22 protein-coding genes are annotated in these 25,372 nt (G+C 68.3%); all 22 read right to left on the bottom strand.

Going from position 1 to position 25,372, the window contains the following annotated elements:
- Window positions 1-58 precede the first annotated feature (58 nt).
- The gene (locus tag GDJ08_RS01915; RefSeq protein ID WP_017356392.1) at window positions 59-1,126 is read right to left on the bottom strand and encodes a protein-glutamate methylesterase/protein-glutamine glutaminase; all 1,068 of its coding nucleotides are present in this window, start codon (window positions 1,124-1,126) and stop codon (window positions 59-61) included.
- Window positions 1,123-1,719, bottom strand: a complete 597-nt coding sequence (gene cheD / locus GDJ08_RS01910) for a chemoreceptor glutamine deamidase CheD (protein WP_136004035.1) — start codon at window positions 1,717-1,719, stop codon at window positions 1,123-1,125. The genes GDJ08_RS01915 and cheD overlap by 4 nt, the downstream gene beginning before the upstream one ends.
- The gene (locus GDJ08_RS01905) at window positions 1,716-2,558 is read right to left on the bottom strand and encodes a CheR family methyltransferase (protein ID WP_153164601.1); all 843 of its coding nucleotides are present in this window, start codon (window positions 2,556-2,558) and stop codon (window positions 1,716-1,718) included. Before GDJ08_RS01905 ends, cheD begins: the two co-directional genes overlap by 4 nt.
- 24 nt (window positions 2,559-2,582) lie before the next feature.
- Window positions 2,583-4,859 carry a methyl-accepting chemotaxis protein gene (locus tag GDJ08_RS01900; RefSeq protein ID WP_153164186.1) on the bottom strand — a complete coding sequence of 759 codons (2,277 nt, stop codon included), beginning with the start codon at window positions 4,857-4,859 and terminating at the stop codon, window positions 2,583-2,585.
- 191 nt (window positions 4,860-5,050) lie between these two features.
- Window positions 5,051-7,420 carry a methyl-accepting chemotaxis protein gene (locus GDJ08_RS01895; protein ID WP_153164185.1) on the bottom strand — a complete coding sequence of 790 codons (2,370 nt, stop codon included), beginning with the start codon at window positions 7,418-7,420 and terminating at the stop codon, window positions 5,051-5,053.
- A gap of 96 nt (window positions 7,421-7,516) precedes the next feature.
- Window positions 7,517-7,900: a hypothetical protein gene (locus tag GDJ08_RS01890; RefSeq protein WP_017354387.1), complete on the bottom strand. Its 384-nt coding sequence runs from the start codon at window positions 7,898-7,900 to the stop codon at window positions 7,517-7,519.
- 151 nt (window positions 7,901-8,051) lie between these two features.
- Window positions 8,052-8,543 (bottom strand): chemotaxis protein CheW, encoded by a 492-nt coding sequence (locus GDJ08_RS01885; protein WP_017354388.1) that lies wholly within the window; start codon window positions 8,541-8,543, stop codon window positions 8,052-8,054.
- A gap of 96 nt (window positions 8,544-8,639) precedes the next feature.
- Window positions 8,640-9,422, bottom strand: a complete 783-nt coding sequence (locus GDJ08_RS01880; RefSeq protein ID WP_017354389.1) for a flagellar brake protein — start codon at window positions 9,420-9,422, stop codon at window positions 8,640-8,642.
- 172 nt (window positions 9,423-9,594) lie between these two features.
- Window positions 9,595-11,844, bottom strand: coding sequence for a methyl-accepting chemotaxis protein (locus GDJ08_RS01875; protein ID WP_153164184.1), 2,250 nt, complete (start codon window positions 11,842-11,844; stop codon window positions 9,595-9,597).
- A 533-nt stretch (window positions 11,845-12,377) separates the two neighbouring features.
- Entirely contained in the window at window positions 12,378-14,369 is a 1,992-nt protein-coding gene (locus tag GDJ08_RS01870) for a chemotaxis protein CheA (protein ID WP_136004042.1), read from the bottom strand.
- Between the two features lie 56 nt (window positions 14,370-14,425).
- Window positions 14,426-14,791: a response regulator gene (locus GDJ08_RS01865; protein ID WP_136004044.1), complete on the bottom strand. Its 366-nt coding sequence runs from the start codon at window positions 14,789-14,791 to the stop codon at window positions 14,426-14,428.
- Window positions 14,788-15,096, bottom strand: a complete 309-nt coding sequence (locus tag GDJ08_RS01860) for an STAS domain-containing protein (protein ID WP_136004046.1) — start codon at window positions 15,094-15,096, stop codon at window positions 14,788-14,790. The genes GDJ08_RS01865 and GDJ08_RS01860 overlap by 4 nt, the downstream gene beginning before the upstream one ends.
- Window positions 15,097-15,176: 80 nt before the next feature.
- Window positions 15,177-16,478, bottom strand: coding sequence for a chemotaxis protein CheW (locus GDJ08_RS01855; protein WP_153164183.1), 1,302 nt, complete (start codon window positions 16,476-16,478; stop codon window positions 15,177-15,179).
- Window positions 16,475-17,257 carry a ParA family protein gene (locus GDJ08_RS01850; protein WP_136004050.1) on the bottom strand — a complete coding sequence of 261 codons (783 nt, stop codon included), beginning with the start codon at window positions 17,255-17,257 and terminating at the stop codon, window positions 16,475-16,477. Before GDJ08_RS01850 ends, GDJ08_RS01855 begins: the two co-directional genes overlap by 4 nt.
- A gap of 5 nt (window positions 17,258-17,262) precedes the next feature.
- Window positions 17,263-18,267, bottom strand: a complete 1,005-nt coding sequence (gene motD / locus GDJ08_RS01845; RefSeq protein ID WP_136004051.1) for a flagellar motor protein MotD — start codon at window positions 18,265-18,267, stop codon at window positions 17,263-17,265.
- Between the two features lies 1 nt (window position 18,268).
- Window positions 18,269-19,009 (bottom strand): flagellar motor protein, encoded by a 741-nt coding sequence (locus GDJ08_RS01840; protein WP_017357458.1) that lies wholly within the window; start codon window positions 19,007-19,009, stop codon window positions 18,269-18,271.
- 115 nt (window positions 19,010-19,124) lie between these two features.
- Complete coding sequence (locus GDJ08_RS01835) at window positions 19,125-20,936, bottom strand: chemotaxis protein CheA (RefSeq protein WP_153164182.1); 1,812 nt, start codon at window positions 20,934-20,936, stop codon at window positions 19,125-19,127.
- Window positions 20,937-20,940: 4 nt separating this feature from the next.
- Complete coding sequence (locus tag GDJ08_RS01830) at window positions 20,941-21,555, bottom strand: protein phosphatase CheZ (RefSeq protein WP_017357460.1); 615 nt, start codon at window positions 21,553-21,555, stop codon at window positions 20,941-20,943.
- Window positions 21,555-21,947, bottom strand: coding sequence for a chemotaxis response regulator CheY (cheY, locus tag GDJ08_RS01825; protein ID WP_017357461.1), 393 nt, complete (start codon window positions 21,945-21,947; stop codon window positions 21,555-21,557). Before cheY ends, GDJ08_RS01830 begins: the two co-directional genes overlap by 1 nt.
- A gap of 16 nt (window positions 21,948-21,963) precedes the next feature.
- Window positions 21,964-22,710, bottom strand: coding sequence for an RNA polymerase sigma factor FliA (locus GDJ08_RS01820; protein ID WP_017357462.1), 747 nt, complete (start codon window positions 22,708-22,710; stop codon window positions 21,964-21,966).
- Complete coding sequence (locus GDJ08_RS01815; protein ID WP_017357463.1) at window positions 22,707-23,594, bottom strand: MinD/ParA family ATP-binding protein; 888 nt, start codon at window positions 23,592-23,594, stop codon at window positions 22,707-22,709. The genes GDJ08_RS01820 and GDJ08_RS01815 overlap by 4 nt, the downstream gene beginning before the upstream one ends.
- Window positions 23,581-25,287, bottom strand: a complete 1,707-nt coding sequence (locus tag GDJ08_RS01810) for an AAA family ATPase (RefSeq protein ID WP_153164180.1) — start codon at window positions 25,285-25,287, stop codon at window positions 23,581-23,583. The genes GDJ08_RS01815 and GDJ08_RS01810 overlap by 14 nt, the downstream gene beginning before the upstream one ends.
- Window positions 25,288-25,372: the final 85 nt, after the last annotated feature.

Genomic DNA, 25,372 nt, shown 5'->3' with positions numbered 1-25,372 from the left:
AGGGTCCATGCATGGTCTTGCTCCTTCAGTTTCCGCAGTCTACACCGGCCGATGGGGATCAGCCGCGCGCCAACGCCATCAGCCGTTCGGCGATGCGCTCCAGCGGCACCATTTCCTCTGCGGCGCCGAGCTTGTAGGCCGCGCCGGGCATGCCCCAGACCACGCTGGTGGCTTCGTCCTGGACCAGGGTTGGGGCGCCGGCATTGCGCAGCTCCAGCAGGCCGCGTGCACCGTCGTCGCCCATGCCGGTGAGGATGGCGCCGATGGCATTGGCACCGGCACTCTCGGCCACCGAACGGAACAGCACGTCCACCGCCGGTTTGTGGCGGTTGATGGGCGGGCCGTCGTCGATCCGGCAACGCCAGCGCGCACCGTCGCGGATCACGCGCAGGTGCCTGCCGCCCGGGGGCAGGTAGGCATGGCCGGGGAGCACGGCTTCACCGTCGCTGGCCTCGCGTACCGACATCGCCGAATGCCGGTCCAGACGCTCGGCGAACGCGCTGCTGAAGGTCGCGGGCAGATGCTGCGTCATCACCACGGCCGGTGCGTCGGCAGGCAGGCCTTCGAGCACCACGCGCAGCGCTTCGGTACCGCCAGCGGAGGCACCGATGGCGATCAGCCGATCGGTGGTGCGGAACTGGATCGAGCGCGGGGCAGGGGTGGCCGTGGTTTCCAGGGTGATGCGCGGCACGGTGGTGCGGGCAAGGCTGCGTACCCGCGAGCGGGCGGCCATCTTGACCTTGGCGATGATCTCATCGGCGTAGCCCTGCAGACCGCGCGCCACGTCCAGCTTCGGCTTGGACACGAAGTCCACCGCACCCAGCGCCAGTGCCTGCAGGGTGGTATCGGCGCCGCGCTCGGTCAGCGAGGAGATCATCACCACCGGCACCGGGTGCAGGCGCATGAGATTCTCCAGGAACGCCAGCCCGTCCATGCGCGGCATTTCCACGTCCAGCGTGATCACGTCCGGATGCAGGCGTTTGATTTTTTCGCGCGCCAGCAACGGGTCGGCCGCGGTGCCGACCACCTCGATGCCGGGATCGCTGGCCAGGATTTCGCTGAGCATCTGCCGGACGACGGCCGAGTCGTCGACAATCAGGACTTTGCAGGGCGGGCCAACGGTCATTCGAACAGCTCCACGCCGCCGGTGACGGGCGCACGCGACAGGCGTGCGCGTACGGCGGATTCGGTGGCGGCCACCTCCGCTTCGTGCGCGTGCGGCAGGCGCTGCACCACCACACGGCCGCTATCGGCGAAGAACCACACCTTGCGCGGATGGATGCCGCACAGGTCCTCGGCGATGATCGGGATGTGCTCGGCCTGCAGGTACTGGCGCACGAACTCCGCGTTGCGGGTGCCGACCGGGTTGCTGGTGAAGCCCTTGAGCACGTTCGCACCGCCGAACACCTTGGCTTCCAGACGCTTGCGGTGCGCGCCACGCTTGAGCAGGTCGTTGATCAGCAGTTCCATCGCGTAGCTGCCGTAGCGCGCAGGCGCGCCATCGCCGACGTTGCCCTCGGGCAGCAGGAAGTGGTTCATGCCGCCGATCTTGAGCACCGGGTCGCGCAGGCAGGCGGCCACGCACGAGCCAAGCGTGGTGGTCAGGGCGGTGGTGTCGTCCACGGCCAGATACTGGGTCGGCAGCAGCTTGGCCGCCGTGACCTGGAAGCGGCTGTCGAAGTAGCGCATCACTTCGTCGCTGCGTGCGGCCTGGTTCATACCGGGGCTCCGGGTGCGCGCTTGTACAGGGTGCGCCCGCAGGGCTGGATCAGGTCGGCGGCGTGGAGGTAGTTCTCCGAGTGGCCGGTGTAGAGCAGGCCGTCGTCGCCCATGTGCTGGATCAGGCGCGAGAGGATGCCGCGCTGGGTGGGCTTGTCGAAATAGATCATCACGTTGCGGCAGAACAGGGCGTCGAAGGGGCCGCCGACGTCGTAGCGGGTGGCGAGCAGGTTGAGCGGGCGGAAGTCGATCAGCTCGCGCAGCGCCGGCAGCACGCGGCAGTGGCCTTCATTGGGGCCGGTACCGCGCTGGAAATAGCGTTTGCGCACGGCCGGGTCCAGTCCGGAAACGCGGTCGATGGCATAGACGCCCCGGCTGGCGGTGGCCAGTACCTGGGTGTCCACGTCCGTGGCCAGGATGCGCACCGGTGGCTTGAGCGTGCCGAAGGTCTCGCAGGCGGTGATCGCCATCGAGTATGGCTCCTCGCCGGTGGAGGCCGCGCACGACCACAACTGCAGCGTGCCGTGGCCGCTGCGCGCACGCAGCTCGTCGGTGAGCTTCTCGAAGTGGTGCGGCTCGCGGAAGAAGGCGGTCAGGTTGGTGGTCAACGCATTGGTGAACGCCTGCCATTCGTCGCCGCCGTGGGCTTCGAGCTGGTCGAGGTAGTCGTGGAAGCTGCGCATGCCGAGTGCGCGCAGGCGGCGCGACAGGCGGCCATAGACCATGTCGCGCTTGGCCGGCGCCAGCGAGATGCCGACGCGCTGGTAGATCAGGTCGCAGATGCGGCGGAAGTCGCGGTCGGCGAACTCGAACTCGCGACCGGCCTGCGAGGTGGCCACAACGGGGGGAGGCGTGGACACGGCTCAGAACTCCTGCCAATGGCCGTCGTCGCGGGGCAGCGCGGCACGTGGCGCATGCGCTGCGGGCCCGGCGGCGGGGGCCACGGTGCGGGCCGGCGTGCTGCGTACCGGCTGCGGCGCGGCACGGCTGATGCGCGCGGTCACCGCGCTGACCGCCGCGGCCACCTGGTTGTCCAGACGGAAGATCGACACGGCATCGGCCAGCTGCGTGGCCTGCTCCTCCATCGCCCGCGCGGCGGCGGTGGCTTCTTCCACCAGCGCGGCGTTCTGCTGGGTTGTTTCGTCCATCTGCACCACGGTCTGGTTGACCTGCTCGATGCCGGCCGACTGTTCCTGCGAGGCCGCCGAAATCTCCGCCATGATGTCGGTCACGCGCTGCACCGAGGCGACGATCTCGCCCATCGTGGCACCGGCCTTGTGCACCAGTGCCGACCCGTCGTTGACCTTGCCGACCGAGTCATCGATCAGGCCCTTGATCTCCTTCGCCGCGCCAGCCGAGCGCTGGGCCAGGGTGCGCACTTCGCTGGCGACCACCGCGAAACCGCGACCCTGCTCACCGGCACGCGCCGCTTCCACGGCCGCGTTCAGCGCGAGGATGTTGGTCTGGAAGGCGATGCCGTCGATGACCGAGATGATGTCGGCAATCTTCCGGGACGAGGCTTCGATCGCACTCATGGTGGTGACCACCTGGCTCACCACGTCACCGCCCTGCGAAGCCACGGTGTGCGCCCCGATGGCGAGCTGGTTGGCCTGGCGGGCATGTTCGGCATTCTGGCGCACGGTGGAGGTCAGTTCCTCCATCGACGCGGCGGTTTCTTCCAGGTTGGCCGCCTGCTGTTCGGTGCGGCGCGACAGGTCGCTGTTGCCGGTGGCGATTTCGCCGGCAGCCTGGTTGATGCTGCTGGCCGACTCCTGGATCTGGCCGACGATGCGGGTCAATTGCGTGACGGTCGCGTTGGCGTCATCGCGCATGGTGGCGAACACGCCCTCGAACCGGCCCTGCATGCGCGCGGTGAGGTCCCCCTCGGCGATGGCTGACAGCAGCGCGGACAGCTTGCCCAGGTTCTCGTCGCTGACCTGCATCATGGCGTTGAGGTTGGTGATCATCAGGCGGAAATCGTGATCGAACCGCGTGCTGTCGCCGCGCTGGCTGAAGTCGCCGGCCGCCGCGGCCGTTGCCAGCCGCTTGATCTCGGCATTGATGCTGCCCAGATTCTGTTTGACCGTGTCCACGGTGGCGGTGATGGTTGCCTTCTCGCCAGGGTAGCGCGCGATGTCGGCGCGCAGATCGCCGACCGCGTACGCCTTGACCACTTCCAGCACCGCCTCCATCGTCTGCACGTGGGCGCCCACCAGGGTGTTGGTCTCATGCACCATCAGCCCGTACTCGCCGGGGAAGGCGCTCTCGTCGATGCGGTAGCTGACCTCGCCGGCGTCATGGCGGCGGGCCATGTCGCGCTGGGCGGTGATGACCCCGTGCAGCTGGCTCTGCATGCGCGACATGGCCTCGAGCAGGCGGCCGGGCTCATCGTGGGCCTGCTCGCCGATGCGGCTGTCCAGCCTGCCGCGCGCGATGCTCTCGGCAACGGTGGTGGCCTGGCGCAGGGGCAGGGTGATGCGGTTGCCGATCAGCCAGCTCAGGGCCAGGACGATCAGAACCAGCGCGCCGCCGGCGGCGGTCATGATCGCGGTGAACACCAGTGCCTGCTGCTGCACGTCTTCCATGTACACGCCACTGCTGATGACCCACTGCCACGGGGCGTACATCCCGGCATAGGAGGACTTGTCGAACAGCCCTTCTTCACCGGCCTTGGCCCACTTGTAGGAGACCACGCCGCCGCCCAGGCGGGCCATGCCGACCATGTCGTAGAACAGGCGCACGCCGTCCTCGGAACGGAAGTCCTTCATGTCCTTGCCGATCAGGTCCTTGCGGAACGGATGCATCAGCACGCGGTACTGCGTGTCGTAGACGCTGTAGTAGTAGGCGTCGTTGTCGGCGCGCATGCGGTCCAGCGCCAGCAGCGCGGCCTCCTTGGCCGCCGCGTCGGTCAGCTCGCCGGTTTCGGCGAGGTGATGGTAGTGGTCCAGGATGCCGTAGGTCAGTTCGACCTGGATTTTCAGGCTGTCCTTGCGGGTGTCGGTCAGGTCCAGGTACTGCATGCGGGCGGCGATCACCGCCAGGGCGATGACGCCCACGGCGATCAGCGCCGTCAGCAGGTTGAGCTTGCGACGGACGGACAGGTTGGAGAAGTACTGGTTCCAGCGGCTGATCAAGGTCATGGGCATGGCATCGTTGGTCGGCGAACGTGTCGCGGCAATGCAGTTATCGGCCGCGAACCGCTGCGGTTGAGGTGTGCAGGCTGAGCGTATTCAGGTTGCAGGCGGATGGCGCGGACGCCGCAAAGGAAAAAGGCTCCGGTGCCTTCGCACCGGAGCCTTTCGCGGTTCAGTCGTTGACCGGCGCGACGCGCTTAGAACTCCTGCCAGTCGCCGTCGGCCAGTTCGGTGGCGACCGGCCGGTTCGGCGCACGGCGAGCCGGTGCCGGCGCCGGCGTCGAACGGATCGGGCGCGGTGCGGCAGCGACCGGGGCGGCGACCGGTGCCGGTGCCAGGTCGCGCTCGTCCAGCGTGAAGATCGACACGGCATCGCTGAGGTGGCCAGCCTGTTCTTCCATCGCCCGCGCGGCGGCGGTGGCTTCTTCCACCAGCGCGGCGTTCTGCTGGGTGGTTTCGTCCATCTGCACCACGGTCTGGTTGACCTGCTCGATGCCGGCCGACTGTTCCTGCGAGGCCGCCGAAATCTCCGCCATGATGTCGGTCACGCGCTGGACCGAGGCGACGATCTCGCCCATCGTGGCACCGGCCTTGTGCACGAGCGCCGACCCGTCGTTGACCTTGCCGACCGAGTCGTCGATCAGGCCCTTGATTTCCTTCGCCGCGCCGGCCGAGCGCTGGGCCAGGGTGCGCACTTCACTGGCGACCACCGCGAAACCGCGACCCTGCTCACCGGCACGCGCCGCTTCCACGGCCGCGTTCAGCGCGAGGATGTTGGTCTGGAAGGCGATGCCGTCGATGACCGAGATGATCTCGGCGATCTTCCTGGACGAGGTCTGGATCGCACTCATGGTGATGACCACCTGGCCGACCACCTCACCGCCCTGCGAGGCCACGGTGTGCGCGCCGATGGCGAGCTGGTTGGCCTGGCGGGCGTGCTCGGCGTTCTGGCGCACGGTGGAGGTCAGTTCCTCCATCGAGGCGGCGGTTTCTTCCAGGTTGGCCGCCTGCTGCTCGGTGCGGCGCGACAGGTCGCTGTTGCCGGTGGCGATTTCGCTCGCGGCCGAGCTGATGGCCTGGCTGGACTGTTTGATGCGGGTGACGATCCCGCTGAGCTGCTCGGCAGTGGCGTTGGCGTCGTCGCGCATGCGGGCGAACACGCCGTGGAAGTCGCCGTGCATGCGTGCGCTCAGGTCGCCCTGCGACAGGGCGGCAAGCAGGCCGGAGACCTGGTCGATGCTGCTCGCGTTGGCTTCGAGCAGGCCGTTGATCTGCTGGGCCAGCTGCAGGAAGAAGCCTTCCTTGCCGGCGTCATCGATGCGGCCGGACAGGTCGCCGGCGGCGGCCTGGGCGATGACGCGGGCCACCTCGGCTTCGACGGCGGCTTCCGGGGTGCGGTCGCGCCATTCGACCACGTGGCCGACGGTGTCGCCCTGCTCGTTGGCGATGGAGGAGACCACCTGCGCGAACTGGGCGTCGCCGAACTGCATCGGACGGCGGCTGACGCCATGCTCCTTGAGCTGGCTCAAGGTGCGCTGGTCCATCTCGTTGCCGTGTTCGAGCACGGTCACCGGCTTGCCGATCAGCGAGGTGGCGGCATCGAAGTCCGGCAGGTCCTTGCGGATTTCGTCCTGGTACCGGGTGAGCGTGTGCTGCAGGGCGCGGTTGGTATAGACGATGTTGAGGCTGTCGTCGGTCAGGTACACGCCGGTGGAGCTGTAATCCAGCGCAGTACGGATGCGCAGGTTCTCGCGGGCGATCGCCTGGTCGGTCTCGGTCCGCTCGCGCAGGTCGCGCTGCATGCGCTGCATGGCCTGCAGCAGGTCGCCCACTTCGTCCTTGCGGGTGAAATCGATGTGGCCGTCGAGCTTGCCGCCGGCCACGTCGTTGGCCACCGAGACGGCGCCGCGGACACTGCCCACCAGCGAGCGGGCGAACAGCCACACCAGCACCAGGCCCAGCGCCGCGCCGCCGAGCAGGGCGATCACGGTCAGGGTGGCGGAGGCGGCGTAGGTGGATTCGGCTTCTTCACGCGAGGCGCGGGCGAGGCGGTTGTCCTCGGCGATCAGCGCTTCGAGCGCGGCGGAGGCCTTGCGGTGTCTGGTGCGGGTCTCACCGACGAAGGTGTCGACCGCATCGTCCGGCAGGTCCAGTTCGAGCATCTCGGTGACCGAGTCATAGGACGCCAAGGCGGCGTTCCAATCCTTGGCAAAGGTGTCGAACAGCTGCTTCTGCTGCGGGTTGTCGATCAGCGCCGGGTACTTCTTGATCGAGGCGTCGATCTTGCCGCGCAGATCGGTGGCACGCGTCTTGGCCTCGGCCTTGACGTCGTCGCTGGCGCGGATCAGACCCTGATAGGCGGAGTTGCGATACTCACCGACCATGCCACGGATTTCGCCAGCCATGCGGATGCTTTCCATCCGGTGACCCGCCAGCTCGGTGGTGACGTTGTTGAGCGAATACAAGCCACGATAGGCCACGATGCCCTGGAGCAGCATCACCAGCAGGATGACACCGAAGGTGAGCATCAGCTTGGGCATCAGTTTGAGGTTGTTGATCCACGGCATGGGCGGTGCGGTCTCCGGTGGCAAACGCGTCCGGGCATCGTGCCCGGTTGCAGCGACCACGCCGGCCAGCGCCGGCGTGGCATGGCGTACAGCGAATTACTTGATGTTGGCGAGCTTCAGGCCGGCCGGCGAGCTGACTTCGATTTCAGCGCGCGAGGCATCGCGGGCGATCTTGCCGATCACGCACACGGTCTTGCCTTCCAGGGTTTCCAGCGGGAAGCTGAACTTGCTGCGGTTGGCGCCGGCGATGCGGGCCGAGAAGGTGTGGCGCGGGAAGGCGCCGCCCATGTACAGGAAGGTCGGCTGGCCTTCGGAGCCTTCGGCGTAACGTGCCTTTTCCACCTTGCCGCAGACCATGCCGTCCTTGCCGACTGCACGCGGGGCCATTTCCGGCGGGATCATTTCGGCCGTCTGCGCGAAGGCGGACGAGGCGGTGGTGGCGAGCACGGCAGCAGAAAACAGCGCAAACAGGGACTTCATCGGATGGTTCTCCGGAGGATGTGGACAAGTTGGCCCGGCCTTGGGGTGTCCAGCACAGCCGGGTCCTGATTCCAGCTATCGGCCACGCGCGCGGGAACTGAAGGGTCAATGTCGACCTTCGTCGCAGTGCGCGGCGGCCGCGGGTCTGTCATCAGGCGGCGACGTCGTCGAGGGTGGTTGCCTGGCCCATGTCGGCGCTGTCCAGCAGGGTCTCGATGTCGAGCAGGATCAGCATGCGATCGTCCTGGGTGCCGATCCCGGAGATGAAGCGGGTGTCCACGGCGGCGCCGAACTCCGGGGTCGGGCGGATCTGCTCGGCGCTCAGGGGGATGACGTCGGAGACGCTGTCCACGACGATGCCGACGACGCGGTCTTCGACGTTGAGCACGATCATCACGGTGAAGGCGTCATAGCGCGCGTTTTCCAGGCGCAGCTTGAGGCGCAGGTCGATGACCGGGACGATGGTGCCGCGCAGGTTGATCACGCCCTTGATGTAGTCCGGGGCATCCGGCACGCGGGTGACCGAGTCGTAGCCGCGGATTTCCTGCACCTTGAGGATGTCCACGCCGTAGTGCTCGGCGCCGAGGGTGAAGCTGAGGTACTCGCCACCGGAGCTGGCGGCGCTGCTGTTCTTGTCGTTCATGGAGGCAATCCTGGGTCGGGCGTGGCGGTCGAAAAACCGGGCGTCACGCTGGATATCGGCCTGGGACGGAACGACTTTAGCGGGGGCTGCCGCCGTTCAGCTTTCGCCGTTCCTGCGTGCCTTGCGCTGGCGGTCGATGCGGAAGATGTAGCGCTGGATCGCGCTGTCCGCGCCGCGCGGCAGTGCGTCGAAGCGCAGGCCGACGCGTTTCATCTCCACGCCGTTGGGCAGTTTCTGCGCGCGCATGTTGCAGGCCACCAGCGACACGTTGATGGGGCTGCTGTCGGGCAGCTCCAGGCGGCAGCCGTCGTAGCGCTTCTGCAGGCCGAACACCGGGCAGTCTTCGGCCACGGTGACGGCCAGGCCGCCACCGCTGATGTCCACCACGCGCATCGTCAGCGCTTCGCTGCGGTCGTCATCAACGGGCAGGACCAGCTTGGGCGAGTCGGTGATCGGCGTCTCCAGGCGGTACAGCTCGCGCCGCTGCAGGTGCACCAGTTCGGTCGGGAACGGGGCGCGGAAGCCGACGTGGCCTTCATTGTGGATGCGGACCAGGCCATCCAGGCGGAAGCGGACCATTACCCGTTCAAGCTGGCCGAAGCACAGCAGGTGATCGGCCGCCTCGGCGGCGCGGTTGGAGGTTTCCGAGGGACTGCCGTCGAGCAGCAGTTCGTCCTCGTCCTCGTCCAGTTCCAGTACCGCCGTGGGGAACGACTGGTCGCGGCCGTCGATGTGCGCATTGATCAGCGACCGCTGGTCGATGAGCGCCTGCAGCAGCTGGCGGATCTGCCGGGGGTTGCGGACCAGGTACTTGTCATCCGTACCCGGGTCGGGCGCGGCATGGGTTCCGTCGTGTGCGGGAAGGCTGCCTTCGGACATGGAATCTGCTGGGTTGGGCGGATGCCGGCATCACACGATCCCGGGGCTCAGTCCGTTTATCGGCATCAGATCACATTTATGTAGGGCGAATATCGACAGGGCTGGATCGGAACGACGACACCCCGCCGGGGCGGGGTGTCGGATCAGACGCGATGCGAGGATCGGTGCGGCGTCAGAACTCCTGCCACTCCGTGTCGTTGGCCAGTGCCGGCTCGCGGGCCGGCGCGCGGCGCGGTGGGGCAGCGGCCGGGCGCGGACGCGCGGCGCCGGCCGGGCGTGCCGGTGACGCAGCGACCACCGTCGGGCGTGCCACAGGCGCGGAGGCGGCCTGGCCGTCGAGCTTGAACAGCGCCACCGCATCGGTCAGATGGCCGGCCTGTTCTTCCATCGCCCGCGCGGCGGCGGTGGCTTCTTCCACCAGCGCGGCGTTCTGCTGGGTGGTTTCGTCCATCTGCACCACGGTCTGGTTGACCTGCTCGATGCCGGCGGACTGCTCCTGCGAGGCTGCCGAGATCTCCGCCATGATGTCGGTCACACGCTGCACCGAGGCGACGATTTCGCCCATCGTGGCGCCGGCCTGGTTGACCAGCTGCGAGCCCTCGGCGACTTTGCCGACCGACTCGTCGATCAGACCCTTGATCTCCTTGGCGGCGCTGGCCGAGCGTTGCGCCAGGGTGCGCACTTCGCTGGCGACCACGGCGAAACCGCGACCCTGCTCACCGGCACGCGCCGCTTCCACGGCCGCGTTGAGCGCCAGAATGTTGGTCTGGAAGGCGATGCCGTCGATGACCGTGATGATGTCGGCGATACGGCGCGAGGACGCGTCGATCTCGTGCATGGTACTGACCACCTGGCCGACCACGTCGCCGCCCTGCGAAGCCACGGTGTGCGCGCCGATGGCGAGCTGGTTGGCCTGGCGGGCGTGTTCGGCGTTCTGGCGCACGGTGGAGGTCAGTTCCTCCATCGAGGCGGCGGTTTCCTCCAGGTTGGCCGCCTGCTGCTCGGTACGGCGCGACAGGTCGTTGTTGCCCGACGCGATCTCGCCGGCTGCCGTGCTGATGCTGGACGAGGCCTGCTGGATGCGTCCGACGATCTGGGTCAGCTGGGCAACCGTGGCATTGGCATCGTCGCGCATGCTGGCGAAGACGCCGTGGAACTCGCCGTGCATGCGGGCGGTCAGGTCGCCGTTGGCGATGGACTGCAGCAGCTGCGACAACTGCGACAGATTGCCGTCGGCCACTTCCATCATCGTGTTCAGGTTGTCGATCATGACCCGGAAGTCGTGCTCGAAACGCAGGCTGTCGCCGCGCTGGCTGAAATCGCCGGCCGCCGCTGCCTGGGCCAGGGTCTGGATCTGGGTATTGATCGCCAGCAGGCTGGCCTTGGCCGCGTCCATCGATTCGTGCAGGATCGCGCGGCTGCCCGGCAGGCGGCGCGCATTCTGCGACAGGTCACCGGCGGCGTACTGGTTGAGGATGTCGATGGCGTCCTTGATGGCATCCAGGTGGTCGAACACCACGGTGTTGGTGCCGACGGCCAGCTCACCGTAGACGCCGGGGAAATCGACCGGCATGCGATGGGAGATGTCGGGACCGGCGTGCATCGCGGCCATCTGGCGGGTTTCGTCGGAGTAACGGCGCAGCATGGTGGTCATGTCGCTGGTGGCGGCCAGCATCTGGCCGGCTTCATCGGCACCGGTGGCGCGGATGGTGACGCTCAGGTCGCCGCGGGCCACCGATTTGATCGCATGCACCGCCTGCGACAGCGGACGGGTGATCGCCCGCGAGATCACCAGGGCCAGCGCGACGGCCACGAGCGACAGCAGCACCATGCAGGCAATGATGGCGATCACACTGGTGCGATGGACGGCATTGGCATTGGCGATCTTGCTTTCCATCAGGCTGTTGCTGAACGCACCCAGCTCCTTGAGGTCATCGAACAGGGTGCGTCGGGCGGGGCGCGACTTCTCGTCGGAGATCTGCCGCGCAAGCGCGCCGTCACCGGCGGCCACCGCGGCGCGGAGTTCGGCATTGGCGTGGAAGTAGGCGTCCACATCGGCGGACACTTTCCTGAACAGCGCCCGCTCACGGTCGCCGGCCGGCAGCGCGGCGTAGGCGGCGAGTTCATCGCGCACGATCTTGGCGGTGCTGTCCATCCGCGTGTTGTAGTCGGCGACCTTTTCGGGCTGGTCGAACATGCTGACCTGCGCCATTTCATAGGTGCGGAATTCGCCGAGCTGCGAGCGCACTTCACCCAGGTGCTGCACCGACGGGATGTCGTTGCCTGCCATTGCGGCCAACTGCGCATTGGCACCGTTGAGGCGGACCAGGGCGAACACGCCGAGAACGACGGTCATCAGGGTGGTGAGGGTGAATCCCACCGCCAGCTTGCGGGCGATGGGCAGATCGTGGAACCACTTCATGGTCGGAACTCCGGGCAGGGCGGGGTGCACAGCCGTGGGGTGCTGGGCGCAAGGGGCGTGGCGGAACGTGGGGTGGGGCGCGGGCGGTGTGACGACGGTGTCAACGCTCTTCCGGGATAACGGCGCTGTGCCGCCGCAACTTGAGTGTTGGATGTCACATTTTTTCGGCGCGCTGTGGGTATCGCAGTCGGTGCAGGCGCCAGCAACGGCGGGGAATCGGCGGCGCGGCTGGCGACGGCGCGTCTGTACGCCAACGTATCGATGCCAATCAACGTCACACTTCCAGGCGAGCAGAGAACGTCCTCCCGGAATGCGTTGTGCCGGCCAGCGGTCGCACCCCGCCCCGTCAGGACGCGGGCGGGCAACGTCGAGCGACGGACGCTGCCCGGCGCGTCAGAGAACGTGTGATGCCGGCCAGCGGCCGGCGCTCCGTGGGGCGATCACGGGGCGCGTGATGCCGTCGCCCCGGGCGCGAAGAACAAGAACGCCCCCGCGCGTGGCGGGGGCGTGCATTCACCGGTGATACGCGCGCGTTACGCCGCCTGCGGCATCCGCAGCGAGCGCACCAGGCCGCCGATATCCACGATCAGCGCGACGCGGCCGTCGCCCAGGATGGTGGCGCCGGAAACACCGCTGATCCGGCGGTAGTTGTTCTCGATGTTCTTGACCACCACCTGCTGCTGGCCGACCAGTTCGTCCACTTCCAGCGCGATCTTCTGGCCATCGCCTTCGACCACCACCACCAGCGAATCGTCCTTGGTGCGACCGCTGTAGCCGTAGTACTCGCTGAGGGAAAGGATCGGCAGGTACTCGCCGCGAACGCGCAGCACACGGCCTTCGCCGGCCATCGTGCGGACGTCCTCGGCCTGCGGCTGCAGGGCTTCGAGCACATAGGCCAGCGGCAGGATCAGGGTTTCGCCGGCCACCGACACGGTCATGCCGTCGAGGATGGCCAGGGTCAGCGGCAGGCGGATCAGCACGCGGGTGCCGTTGCCGGCCTGGCTTTCCAGCTGCACTTCGCCCCCCAGTGCCTGGATGTTGCGGCGGACCACGTCCATGCCCACGCCGCGCCCGGAAAGATCCGTGACGGCATCGGCGGTGGAGAAGCCGGGCTGGAAGATGAGGTCCCAGACCTGGGCGTCGGTGGGGTTGTCCGGCACGCTCAGGCCGCGTTCGACGGCCTTGGACAGAATCTTGTCGCGGTTCAGGCCGCGGCCGTCATCGCTGACTTCGATGACGATGTGCCCGCCCTGGTGCGAGGCGGCAAGGGTGATCGTACCGGTCTCGTCCTTGCCGGCGTCGCGGCGGACGTCGGGCATTTCCAGACCGTGATCGATCGAGTTGCGGACCAGGTGCACGAGCGGGTCGGCGATCTTTTCGATCAGGCCCTTGTCCAGTTCGGTGCCTTCGCCGATGGTGCGCAGGCGGACGTGCTTGCCCAGACGCGAGGACAGATCACGGACCAGGCGCGGGAAGCGGCGGAACACCGCGTCCACCGGCAGCATGCGCACCCCGATCACGGCTTCCTGCAGGTCACGGGTGTTGCGCTCGAGCAGGTCCAGACCGGCGAACAGCTGCTCGGCGTGGACCGGGTCCAGGGCGTGCGAGACCTGCTTGAGCATGGCCTGGGTGATGACCAGTTCGCCGACCAGGTTGATCAGGGCGTCGACTTTTTCCACGGCGACGCGGATCGAGGTTTCCGCTTCGTGCGCGGCGGCGGCCGGCGCTGCGGCAGCGGCGGCCACAGGTGCGGCTGCCGCTGCGGGGGCGGTGGCCGCTGCCGGTGCCGTCGGGGCGCTGGTGGCCAGACTCGGCGGCGCAGCCGGACGGATGTCCAGTTCGCAGTCGTCCACCACCCATGCGAAGGTGTCTTCGATTTTGCTGCGCGGGACCTTGCCCACCAGCCCGAGGTCCCAGGCCAGGTGGGCTTCGAGCGGATCGAGCTGCGCAAACCCGGGCAGGCGCTCCATGCGCGCGGCGACCTGCAGCGAGCCCAGGTGCTCCAGCTCGCGGATGATGCGCAGCGGATCATTGCCGCTCATGAACAGCGACGGCGCCGGTACGAAGCCGATCTGCCAGGCTTCCGGCGTATCGTCCACCGGCGCGGCGGCAACCGGGGCGGCAGTGGCCACGGCCTGTCCGGACAGCACAGCTTCCAGTCGCGCCTTGACGTTGGCCACCGCCTGCGGATCGGCGGGCTGGCCATGTTCGGCTTCGCGCAGCAGGGCCCGCAGGACGTCCACCGAGGACAGCATGGCGTCCACGGCGGCCGGTTCAAGTGCGCGCTTGCCGGCGCGCAGTTCATCCAGCAGCGTTTCCAGCACGTGGGTCAACCCGGCAATCGCGTCGAAGCCGAAGGTGCCTGCGCCGCCCTTGATCGAATGCGCGGCGCGGAACACGGAGTTGATGATCTCCGGGTCCTGCTGGCCTGATTCGAGTGCCAGCAGTCCGGCCTCCATCGCATCCAGCCCTTCGCGGCTTTCTTCGAAGAACGTGGCGTGGAAACGTTGCAGATCCATGCTCATGGTGCGTTGGGTCCGGTTGCGGGTAGGGGGAGGGCGGAAGCGAAGCGGGCTGAGGCTCAGCCGAGCACTTTCTGTACGGTGGCGACCAGCTGTTCGGGATTGAACGGCTTGACCAGCCAACCGGTGGCACCGGCGGCCTTGCCTTCGGACTTCTTGTCGGCGGCCGACTCGGTGGTCAGCATCAACATCGGCGTGAACTTGTAGTCGGCCAGCTGGCGCAGTTCGCGGATCAGCGAGATGCCGTCCATGTTGGGCATGTTGACGTCGGTGACCACCGCATTAAAGCGCTGACCCTTGGCCCGGCCGAGTGCGATCGCACCGTCTTCGGCTTCTTCGACGGTGAAGCCGGCCGAGGTGAGGGCGAATGAGACCATCTGGCGCATTGACGCCGAATCGTCCACCACCAAGATACGTGCGCTCATGCAGCGTTCTCCACAGATTTCAGGTTGTCATGGGGTGCATCCAGGCCCAGGGCCTGGGTGACGCCGAGCAGGCGCGCGGCGTCACGGAAGGTTGCAGTGCAACCGTCGAATCCGGTCGCATGGCCCGCCTGGCGGCGGGCGTCGACGAATGCGCACAGGACCTGCATTGCTGCGGTATGGATACGGCTGACTTCGCTGGCATCCAGCGTCAGTGCGCCAGCCTGGTCCACCAAAGGGGCCAGGCGGGATTTGAGCTCGGTGCTGGTCTCGATACCGAGATCACCACCCAGGGCCACAGTGCTCATCGTTGCTCCGGACAAACGGTTCCGAGGTTGATAACGGCCCCGTGAGGGGAACCTTTAGGCCCGGTGCGTCGGGCCTGCCGTCAGTTCAGCAGCTGCGTGGCATCGAGCAGGATCATCGGCTGGGCGGTGACGCGGGCGACGCCACGGAACAGGTCGTTGGAGATCTGGCAGATGCGGGCCGTGTCGGGGGGTTCGATCTGCGAGTCGGTGAGGTTGGCGACGTCTTCCACCGCCGAGACCCGCAGCCCCATCGTTTCGCCGTCTTCCTCGAGCACCACGATGCGGGTATTGGCATCGTTGGCGGCCGGGCCGCTGCCCAGGTGGATGCCCAGGTCCATCACGGGGACCACCTGGCCGCGCAGGTTCATGATGCCCAGCATCGCCGGCGCGGTGCCGCGCAACGGCAGCAGCGGCACGGGCAGCACCACTTCCTGCACCTTCAGCAGTTCCAGTGCATAGGCCTGGGTGCCACAGCGAAGGCGCAGCCAGCGCGAGGTGCGTTCGCTGGCGCGGCGGTTCTCGCGCGGGCTGGAGGCGGGGTCGCGTGCCTGCGCCTGCAGTTCCTCCCAGCTGTTGGGGCGGCCGCCGCGCGGCGCCGGCGGCGCGGCCGGGCGTGGCAGGGGCGTCGGCGTCGCGCGTGCGACCGGGGCCGGTACCGCAGATGGCGGCGGTGGCGGTGGGGTCGGCGTGGGCGCGGGAGCCGGTTCGGCTGCACGCGCGACCACGGCCGGCGGCGCGCTGTCGTGCAGGACCTCGTCGGGCAGGTCGTCCCAGCCCGGACGCGCGGCCGACTCGGGTGCAGGCGACATCACCGGTCCGAGCGCGGGATCGTTCATCAGCTCGTCGAGCAGCGCCAGGTTGGCCGGTGCGCCGGGCGAGGTGGGGGTGTCATGCGCGGGCGCGGCCTGGACCGGTCCGAGCGCGGGGTCGTTCATCAGCTCGTCGAGCAGCGCCAGGTTGGCCGGTGCCCCGGGCGCGGTGGGGGTGTCATGCGCGGGCGCGGCCTGGACCGGTCCGAGCGCGGGGTCGTTCATCAGCTCGTCGAGCAGTGCGAGGTTGGCCGGTGCGCCGGGCGAGGTGGGGGTGTCCTGCGCGGGTGCGGCCTGGACCGGTCCGAGCGCGGGATCGTTCATCAGCTCGTCGAGCAGTGCGAGGTTGGCCGGTGCGCCGGGCGCGGTGGGGGTCTCGAATGCGGCAGCGGTGGCCAGGACGTCGTCTTCCGCCTCGGGGCGTGCGAACTCGGCGCTGATCGCCTGCGCGACGCCGCCGGCATCGTCCTCCTCCACGGCGGGCGGAGCCGCTGCCGCCACGACGGGCGCGGTGGGGACGGCGTCGCCGAGCAGCTGCTCCAGATAGTCGTCGAGCACGCCGGTGGTACTCATGCCGCGCGCTCCATCTGCTGGGCGTCGTCGGCCAGGATCCATTCCAGCGCGCGGCGATAGGCGGCCAGGCCGCGGCCGGGGTAGTCGTCCGACTGCGACGGCACGGTCAGGCTGGCGGCGTTGCAGATGCGGGTATCCACGGGGATCGCATCTTCCCAGACACGCTGGCCGTGGCGTTCCTGCATCAGCTTGACGGTCTCGTGGCCGGCGCGGGTGCGGCGGTCGAACAGCGTCGGCAGGATCGACATCGGCAGCGTGCGGCGACGCGAGCGCTCGACCATCTCACCGGTCCGCACCATGCCGTCCAGGCCGTGCAGCGCCAGCGGTTCGGCCTGGGTGGGGATGATCAGGCGGTCGGCGGCGGCCAGCGCGTTGATCATCAGCAGGCCCAGCGTCGGGGCGCAGTCGAGCAGGATGTAGTCGTGCTGGCCGTGGTGCCGGGTCAGCGCCTGCTGCAACGCCAGCCCGAGCCCGGGCTGATTGGCGCTGCGGCGCTCCAGGGTGGCCAGCGCCGCCTGGGCGCAGACATGGTCCAGCCCCGGAATGGCGGTGGCATGGGCGAGCGCGGACAGCTCGGCCGGCGGGGTGGCGAACAGTTCCAGCACGCCCTGCGGCGGCGGATCGAGCGCCACACCGAACGCGCGGGTCAGCGAGGCGTGCGGATCCAGGTCGATCAGCAGCACACGGTGGCCGAGCGCGGCCAGGCCGCGACCGAGCGCGAGGGTGGTGGTGGTCTTGCCCACGCCGCCCTTCTGATTGGCAATGGCCCAGATACGCATGCGGTTCACTCCTTCATTGCAGGGGGGGCGGCGGCGCCGACGCGGCTGCCAGCCGGCACCGGTGGCAACTGCACCGGCGCGATGGGGGAAACGGTGGAGCGGGAGGGCGCGGCAGCGGTGGCCGGTGCGGCGCGTTCGGTATCGGCGGTGAGCTGCGGGCCGATCGGGTCCACGCCCTGGGAGGTGTCGGCCAGGATGATCACCATCACCCGGCGATTGCGGTTGCGCCCTTCGGCGCTGGCGTTGTCTTCGCGTGGACGGAACTGGCCATAGCCGACCATCGCCAGCCGCGAGGGCTGCAGGCCCTGGTCGGCAAACAGATGCACCACGCTGGCGGCGCGCGCGGCCGAGAGTTCCCAGTTGGACGGGAACAGCGCGGTGGCGATCGGCACATTGTCGGTGTGGCCTTCCACGCGCACCCCGTTGGGTGCGTCATGCAGCACCTTGGCCAGGCTGGACAGCGTGTCGCGTGCATGCACGTCCAGCGTGGCCGAGCCGGTGGTGAACAGGATGTCGCTGTTGATCTCCACTTCGATCCACAGTTCGGTGCGGCGCACGGTGATCATGCCGCGCTCGATTAGCGGCGCCAGCGTGGCGGTGAGACGGTCGGCGATGCCGTTGAGCTGGCGCTCGGCCCGCTTGAGCTGCTCCTGGTTGTGCACCGAGACCGGCATGCGCATCTGCGAGGCCATCGCCGGCAGCAGCGTGGGGTCGTTGGACGGCGCCGGTGCGGACGGGCCGATCCTGGTCCCCGATTTGATCACCGACGGACTGTCCCAGCCGCCGCCCTGGACCTGCTGGTTGCCCACCTGCACCGGGTTGATGGTGCGCGGCGCGCCCCCGAAGGCGGTGGTCAGGGCATCGGCCATGACCCGGTACTTGCCCTCGTTGATCGAGGAGATGGCGTACATCACCACGAAGAAAGCCAGCAGCAGCGTCATCAGATCGGCATAGGGGATCGCCCAGGCCTCGTGGTTGGCATGCTCTTCGTGGTGCTTGCGACGGGCCATGTCAGTGCAGGAAGCCGGACAGGTTGGTTTCGATGTTGCGCGGGTTTTCGCCCTGCGCGATCGAGATCAGGCCTTCGATGATCATCTCGCGGTCGCGGCTGTTGTGGTGGATCACGCTCTTGAGCTTGGCCGACACCGGCAGGAACAGCAGGTTCGCCGAGGCGATGCCGTAGATGGTGGCGGTGAACGCCGCAGCGATGCCGTGGCCCAGCTTGCTGGGGTCGGCAAGATTCTTCATCACCGCGATCAGGCCCAGTACGGCGCCGATGATGCCCAGGGTGGGCGCGTAGATGCCCATGCCCTCGAACACCTTGGAGGCGGCCAGGTCCTGGCTCTCCTGGCTGCCCAGTTCGATTTCCATCATGTGGCGGATGGTTTCCGGCTCCACGCCGTCCACCAGCAGCTGCAGCCCCTTGCGCAGAAACGGATCGTCCTGGGCTTCAACCTGGGCTTCCAGGCCCAGCAGGCCCTGGCGGCGGGCAATGTTGCTCCACTCGACGATCTGCTGGATGAGTTCGCGGCGGTCGCTGCTCGGCGGGCGCACGACCCAGCGCACGATCTTGAAGGCATGCTTGAACACGGCCGGCGAGGTGTGCAGCAGGATCGCGGCGAGGGTGCCCACGATCACGATCACAAAGGCGGCCGGCGACCACAGCGAGGCCAGCCCCGCGCCTTTGAGGATGCTGCCGCCGACCAGTGAGGCCAGGGCGAGAAAAAGTCCAATGAGGCTGAGTCTATCCATGAGTCCGGTATCGGCTTGTGTGAATGGGACTTGAGACGCCGACGGAACAGGGTGATGCGGCGGTCACACTTTTGGAGGGGGAAAGCCGCCGGGCAGCACCCGGCGCTACCGGTGGTCAGCGCAGGCCGTCCACGTCGAGGATCAGCGACATGCGGCCGTCACCGATCAGGGTGGCCCCGGCGTAGCCGCGCAGACCGCGCAATGCCTTGGGCAGCGGCTTGATCACCACTTCCTCGCGGCCCCGCACCTGGTCCACCACCAGCCCGAAGCGGGCTTCACCGGCCTGCAGAACAACGATGGTGAGCAGGGGCGAGGGAACCGGGTCGACCTCCAGCCAATGGCGCAGGTCCACCAGTGGCAGGGTATGCGACTTGCGATCCAGCACCGCGCGGCCGTCGAACCAGCCCAGCGAGGTGTTCGGGGCGTGCAGCACCTCCATCACGCGTGCCAGTGGCAGCGCGTAGACGTCCTCGCCGGCCTGCACCAGCAGGGTGGGCAGGATCGCCAGGGTCAGCGGCACGCGGATCATGAAGCGGCTGCCGCGCCCAAGCTCGGACTGGATCTGGATCTGGCCGCTCAGCTCGCGGATGCGCGACTGGACCACGTCCATGCCGACGCCGCGGCCGGAGATGTCGGTGACCTGCTGCTTGGTGGAGAAGCCTGGCAGGAACACCAGGTGCAGGCATTCCTCGCTGGTCAGGCGGGCGGCCGCTTCGGGGTCGATCAGCCCCTTTTCACGGGCCTTGGCGCGCAGGCGCTCGGGATCGATACCGGCACCGTCGTCCTGCACTTCGATGCTGACGTAGTCGCCTTCCTGCTGGGCCGACAGCCGGACGTGGCCGCCGCGCGGCTTGCCCTGCGCTTCGCGCAGGTCGGGCATTTCCACGCCGTGGTCGATCGCATTCCGTACCAGATGCACCAGGGGGTCGGCCAGGGCCTCCACCAGGTTGCGGTCCAGTTCGGTCTCGGCACCGACCAGTTCCAGGTCCACTTCCTTCTTGAGCGAGCGGGCAACGTCGCGGGCCACCTTGGGGAAGCGCGAGAACACCTTGCCCACCGGCTGCATGCGGGTGCGCATCACCGCCGACTGCAGGCGCGCGGTGGCGATGTCCAGGGTGGAGACGGCGCGGTCCAGCTCTTCATCGTGCAGGCGGGCGCGCAGGGTCTTGAGACGGTTGCGCGAGAGCACCAGTTCGCCGATCAGGTTGACGATGGCATCCAGGCGCTTGGTGTCCACGCGCACCGTATGCTCGGCTTCGGCGACCGGCTTGTTGGCGGCTGGCTTCGCGGCGGCGGGGGCCGGGGCGGCGGGTGCACGCGGGGCCGGTGCGGCGACGGCGGCCACGGGCTGGGCACCGGGGGCGGCGCCGCCATGCAGCTGGTCGAGCAGTGCTTCGAACTCGTCTTCGCCGATCAGGCCATCGGCGGCCTTGGCCACCGCCGTCGGCGCCGCGCCGCCATGCAGCTGGTCCAGCAGGGCCTCGAACTCGTCCTCGGTGATCAGCTCACCATTGCCCGCCGGGGCCGCCACCGGTGCGGGCGTGGCCGGGCCGTTTACATCGAACTGGGCGATCAGCTCCGGCGGGGCGTACCCCGGCTCGGTGCCGGCCGAGACCGAGTCCAGCATCGACTGCAGGTAGTCCAGCGACTGCTGGCCGGCGTCGAAGTGGTGCGCCTGCAGGGTGGCCTGGCCGGAACGGGCCATGCCGAGGGTCTCCTCGGCGGCGTGGCACAGCTCCACCATCGCCTGGATGCCGAGAAAGCCGGCACCGCCCTTGAGGGTGTGGAAGCCGCGGAACACGGCGTTGAGCTGATCCGTATCCTGGGGCGACTGCTCCAGCGACACCAGCTGTTCGCCGAGGCGATCCAGGATCTCCTGGGCCTCGAGAATGAAATCGGCGGCAATGTCGTCCGGAACAGCACTCATCGTCTTACAACCCCAAATCGGAGAGCAGGTCGTCAGCGTCGACCTGGGAAACCTGGTGGCGGTCCAGGCCCGTGACGGCCGGGCCGGCCAGGCCGGTGTCGCGCCGGCGCGCGTCGTCTTCCTGCGGCGGCAGGCCGAGCGCGCCGAAGCCTTCGTGCACGCGGCGCACGATGCCGACCACGCGGCGGATGATCTGCCCGGTCAGATCCTGGTAACTCTGGGTCAGGGCGATCTCGGTGAGGTTGTGGCGGATGCGGTCCAGCTGCAGGTCCTGGTCCGGGCTGAGCCCGTTGGCGCGCAGTTGTTCGGTCAACGCGCGGCATTCTTCGGCCAGGTCCAGGGTGCGGTGGGTGGCCTGTTCGGTCATCGCCACCACGTGGTCCAGGCGCGCGCAGGCGTCGTCCAGTTCGCCGGCTTCGCTGGGCAGGCTGGGCAGTTCGCCCAGTGCCTGGCCGAGCTCGCGGGCGAGCCGGTTCAGGCCGGCCATCATCGGCTGCGTGCGCAGGGCCGCCAGCGCGTCGATTTCCCGGCGCCAGCCGGCCTCGTCGCCGCCTTCCAGCGCGGCCAGGGCGTCCTGCAGGCGCTGCACCAGCGCCGATTTGTCGCTGAGGGTTTCCATCAGGCGCTCGCTGCCAGGCGTTCGAAGATCTTGCCGAGCTTCTCTTCCAGCGTCTGTGCGGTGAACGGCTTGATGATGTAGCCGTTGACGCCGGACTGGGCCGCTTCGATGATCTGCTCGCGCTTGGCTTCAGCCGTCACCATCAGCACCGGCAGGGTTTTCAGCTTGGCGTCGGCACGGATCGCCTTGAGCAGGTCGATGCCGGTCATCACCGGCATGTTCCAGTCGGTGACCACGAAGTCGAACGGCTGGCTCTGCAACAGTGCCAGCGCGGCATGCCCGTCCTCGGCTTCGGCCGTATTGGTGAAGCCCAGATCGCCCAGCAGATTCTTGACGATACGACGCATGGTCGAAAAATCGTCGACGATCAGGATACGCATGTTCTTGTTCAAAGCACTTTCCTCGATTTCAAGGGTTTTCGAGGCCGGCGTCGGCCGCCTCGAAGATCTTCAGTCGGCCGCGCAGGCGCAATACCGCCTGGCCGTGGATCTGGCACACCCGGGATTCACTCACCCCGAGCACCGCGCCGATTTCTTTCAGGTTCAATTCCTGTTCGTAGTACAGCGACAGCACCAGTTGTTCGCGCTCGGGGAGCAGGCCGATCGCATTGCCCAGCTCACGGCCGAACTCGCCGCGCTCCAGGACCTGCTGCGGGGTCGGGCCGCCCTGGGCGACGGTATCCAGCTCGCCCTGGTCCTCGATCCGCGATTCCAGGCTCAGTACCTGGCCGCGTGCGGCGTCTTCCATCAGTCGCAGGTATTCCGGCAGCGGCATGTCCATCGCGTTGGCCACTTCGGTGGCGCTGGCGGCACGGCCGGTGCTCTGCTCCAGGCGGCGGATGGTGGCGGCCGCATCGCGTGCACGGCGGTGCACCGATCGCGGCACCCAGTCGCCACGACGGATCTCATCGATCATCGACCCGCGGATGCGGATCGACGCGTAGGTCTCGAACGAGGCGCCCTGGTCGGCGTCGTAGCTGCGCGAGGCCTCGATCAGGCCCATCATGCCGGCCTGGATCAGGTCATCCACTTCCACGCTCGCCGGCAGGCGCGCGGCCAGGTGGTGGGCGATGCGCCGCACCAGGTCCGAATGCTGGGCGATGCACTCGTTGGCGGCGGTACGTTGGACCTCTTTGTACTGTGCGGCGCCTTTCATGCGGCCACCCCGCGTTGTTTGAGGATGCGTTCCAGGAAGAACTCGACGCCGCCGCGCGGCTCGGTCGGGGCCTGCCAGCGGGCGGTCCGGCGGGCGATCTCGGTGATCGCCAGCGCCGACGGACTGGACGGGTAGGCCTTGACCACCGGCTGCTGGCGCTGCACCGACAGACGCAGCCAGTCGTCCTGCGGAACGCAGCCGAGGTAGTTGAGCGACACGTCGGCGAGGAACTTCTCGCAGACCCGGGTCAGCTTCTCGTAGAGCACGCGGCCTTCGTTGGGGTCGCGCACCATGTTGGCCACCACCTGGATGCGGTCCACGCCGCGCTCGCGGGAGAGCACCTTGATCAGTGCGTAGGCGTCGGTGATCGAGGCCGGCTCGTCACAGACCACCACCACGGTGTCCTGTGCGGCCTGGCAGAAGGTGAGCACGCCATCGGTGATGCCGGCGGCGGTGTCCACCACCATGATGTCCAGCTCGCGCTCCAGCTCGGAGAACACGTTGACCAGGCCCACGTGTTCGGCCGGCTGCAGTTCGGCCATGTGGCGGCGACCGGACGCGGCCGGCACCACCAGCACGCCGCCCGGGCCCTCCATGATCACTTCCTCCAGCGTGCAGCGCCCGGCGACGAGGTCGGCCAGGGTCACCTTCGGCTGCAGGCCGAGGATCACATCGATGTTGGCCAGGCCGAGGTCGGCGTCCAGCAGCAGCGTGCGTTTGCCCATGTCCGCGAGCGCTACGGCCAGGTTGGCCGAAACGTTCGTCTTGCCCACGCCGCCCTTGCCGCCGGTGACGGCGATGGTGCGGACAGGGCCCAGCGGTTGGCTGCGGGTAGCCGACAACGGGAAGGTCTTGGTCAGCTTGGCGTACTCACGCGACGGCATGGTTGAACTCCGGGTTGCAGGGCATATCGGCCGCGCGGCGCAAATCTTCAAGGCGAAGGACGAGATTGGCCGCACTGGCGCGGTGCAGGTCCTCCGGGACGTCCTGGCCGTCGGTCACCCAGGTGATCGGCAGGCAGTGGTCTACCGCCACGGACAGGGCGGTGCCGAAGCGGCCGGTCTCGTCCAGCTTGCTCAGCACCACGCCCTGCGGGTTGGCAGCGCTGAAGCGGCGGACCACTTCGTCCATGTCGCCGAAGCTGGTGTTGGCCGGCAGCACCAGCAGGGTGCGGATGCGGTCGGCGGCCCGCAGCCACTGCAGCTGGGCGGCGAGGGCACGGTCGCGCGGACCAAGGCCGGCGGTGTCGATCAGAACCAGCTTGTAGTCCTGCAGACGCTCCAGCAGCTGGCTCAGATCGGTGCCGCTGTTGGCTTCATGCACGGCGATGCCAAGCTGACGGCCAAACCCGTAGAGCTGCTCGCGGGCGCCGATGCGGCCGGTGTCGGTGGTGACCAGGGCCACGTCGCGTGCGGCGTGCTTCTCGGCGAAGCGCGAGGCCAGCTTTGCAATGGTGGTGGTTTTGCCGGCACCGGTCGGGCCGACCAGGGCGATCACACCACCGGCGTCAAGCGGATCGACCGGGGCGATCGGCAGCTTCTTGGACAGCAGGCCCAGCATCAGCCCGCGGCCGCGATGGGCTTCGGTATCCAGCGGGATCTGCAGGGCCACGTCGCGGCTGATGCCGGCATCGAAGCCGTACTCCTCCATCAGGTCCAACGCGGCCGCTCGGACCGGCGAGCCACGCAGACGCTCGTCGGTGAAGCGATGCATTTCGCGCTCGATCACATGGCGCATGCCGGCCACTTCGTGACGCAGCTGGCGGATTTCCTCGTCGTCCCGGGGCACCACGGTCAGTTCCGGTGCGGGGCGCGCAACCGCATCGGCCGCGATGTCGGCTGCAGCAGCGGCGACCGCGACCGGCAGTGCCGGCGGTTGCGCCACCGGCACGGGGTCCAGGACCGCCGACACCGGCGCGGCCACGGCGGCGACCGGCAGCGGCGGCATCGTCACCGGCGCCTGGGCCGGCGGTGCATACATCTGGATGTGCGGGGCATCGTCCATCGGCGGGTCGATCACGAAGCGCGCGCGGTTGATCGGCGCGGCGGCCGGTGTGGCCGGGGCCGCGATCGGCGCGGGCGCAGCAGCGGCCGCCTGTTCGACATTGAACGGCGCGAAGATCTGCTCCGGCAGCGACGGTTCATTGACGGGGGTGGCCACACTGGCCCGCGACAGCGTGGCGGCAAAGCCGGCGCTGCCCGGCGGGGGCACGTTTTCGTTGGCGGTATCCAGCGTGCGGCCGGTGGCGCCAACGGCCGCGCGCGCCAGGGCGGCCACGGCCGAGGTGGTGGCCGCGACCGGTTCGGGGGCGACGACCGGGGCCTTGCGGCGCGTGACGGCGGCGATCACCGCATCGGCGGCGCTGCGCGGGCGCGGCACCGGCGGCGGCGCGACATCCTTGCGCGAGGCTTCCAGGGCGCGCTGCACGGCGCCTTCGTCATAGTTGGCCGCAGCCACGATCTCCACGCCTTCCTCGATCCGGCGGTTGGACAGGATCACCGCGTCAGGACCGTGTTCCTTGCGCACCAGGTTCATGGCCGAGCGCATATCGGAGGCGACGAAGCGTTTGATTTTCATGCTGTGGTACCGGGACTGGGGCGGCGGGGTGGTGGAAGGGAAGCGCTGGTTGTCGGTGGTCTGCACGGTCCGGGTTTCCCTCTGT

Origin of the sequence: Stenotrophomonas nematodicola (assembly GCF_009467805.1) — a bacterium.
Lineage (GTDB): Bacteria > Pseudomonadota > Gammaproteobacteria > Xanthomonadales > Xanthomonadaceae > Stenotrophomonas > Stenotrophomonas nematodicola.
The sequence above is the reverse complement of the archived record's forward strand: the minus strand, read 5'-3'. Positions and strand labels throughout refer to the sequence as shown.

Excerpts from the sequence above, each read along its gene's own strand:
- GDJ08_RS01915 (WP_017356392.1), bottom strand. The coding sequence starts at position 1,126 with ATGACCGTTGGCCCGCCCTGCAAAGTCCTGATTGTCGACGACTCGGCC.
- cheD (WP_136004035.1), bottom strand. The coding sequence starts at position 1,719 with ATGAACCAGGCCGCACGCAGCGACGAAGTGATGCGCTACTTCGACAGC.
- GDJ08_RS01900 (WP_153164186.1), bottom strand. The coding sequence starts at position 4,859 with ATGACCTTGATCAGCCGCTGGAACCAGTACTTCTCCAACCTGTCCGTC.
- GDJ08_RS01895 (WP_153164185.1), bottom strand. The coding sequence starts at position 7,420 with ATGCCGTGGATCAACAACCTCAAACTGATGCCCAAGCTGATGCTCACC.
- GDJ08_RS01890 (WP_017354387.1), bottom strand. The coding sequence starts at position 7,900 with ATGAAGTCCCTGTTTGCGCTGTTTTCTGCTGCCGTGCTCGCCACCACC.
- GDJ08_RS01885 (WP_017354388.1), bottom strand. The coding sequence starts at position 8,543 with ATGAACGACAAGAACAGCAGCGCCGCCAGCTCCGGTGGCGAGTACCTC.
- GDJ08_RS01880 (WP_017354389.1), bottom strand. The coding sequence starts at position 9,422 with ATGTCCGAAGGCAGCCTTCCCGCACACGACGGAACCCATGCCGCGCCC.
- GDJ08_RS01875 (WP_153164184.1), bottom strand. The coding sequence starts at position 11,844 with ATGAAGTGGTTCCACGATCTGCCCATCGCCCGCAAGCTGGCGGTGGGA.
- GDJ08_RS01870 (WP_136004042.1), bottom strand. The coding sequence starts at position 14,369 with ATGAGCATGGATCTGCAACGTTTCCACGCCACGTTCTTCGAAGAAAGC.
- GDJ08_RS01865 (WP_136004044.1), bottom strand. The coding sequence starts at position 14,791 with ATGAGCGCACGTATCTTGGTGGTGGACGATTCGGCGTCAATGCGCCAG.
- GDJ08_RS01860 (WP_136004046.1), bottom strand. The coding sequence starts at position 15,096 with ATGAGCACTGTGGCCCTGGGTGGTGATCTCGGTATCGAGACCAGCACC.
- GDJ08_RS01855 (WP_153164183.1), bottom strand. The coding sequence starts at position 16,478 with ATGAGTACCACCGGCGTGCTCGACGACTATCTGGAGCAGCTGCTCGGC.
- GDJ08_RS01850 (WP_136004050.1), bottom strand. The coding sequence starts at position 17,257 with ATGCGTATCTGGGCCATTGCCAATCAGAAGGGCGGCGTGGGCAAGACC.
- motD (WP_136004051.1), bottom strand. The coding sequence starts at position 18,267 with ATGGCCCGTCGCAAGCACCACGAAGAGCATGCCAACCACGAGGCCTGG.
- GDJ08_RS01840 (WP_017357458.1), bottom strand. The coding sequence starts at position 19,009 with ATGGATAGACTCAGCCTCATTGGACTTTTTCTCGCCCTGGCCTCACTG.
- GDJ08_RS01835 (WP_153164182.1), bottom strand. The coding sequence starts at position 20,936 with ATGAGTGCTGTTCCGGACGACATTGCCGCCGATTTCATTCTCGAGGCC.
- GDJ08_RS01830 (WP_017357460.1), bottom strand. The coding sequence starts at position 21,555 with ATGGAAACCCTCAGCGACAAATCGGCGCTGGTGCAGCGCCTGCAGGAC.
- GDJ08_RS01820 (WP_017357462.1), bottom strand. The coding sequence starts at position 22,710 with ATGAAAGGCGCCGCACAGTACAAAGAGGTCCAACGTACCGCCGCCAAC.
- GDJ08_RS01815 (WP_017357463.1), bottom strand. The coding sequence starts at position 23,594 with ATGCCGTCGCGTGAGTACGCCAAGCTGACCAAGACCTTCCCGTTGTCG.
- GDJ08_RS01810 (WP_153164180.1), bottom strand. The coding sequence starts at position 25,287 with ATGAAAATCAAACGCTTCGTCGCCTCCGATATGCGCTCGGCCATGAAC.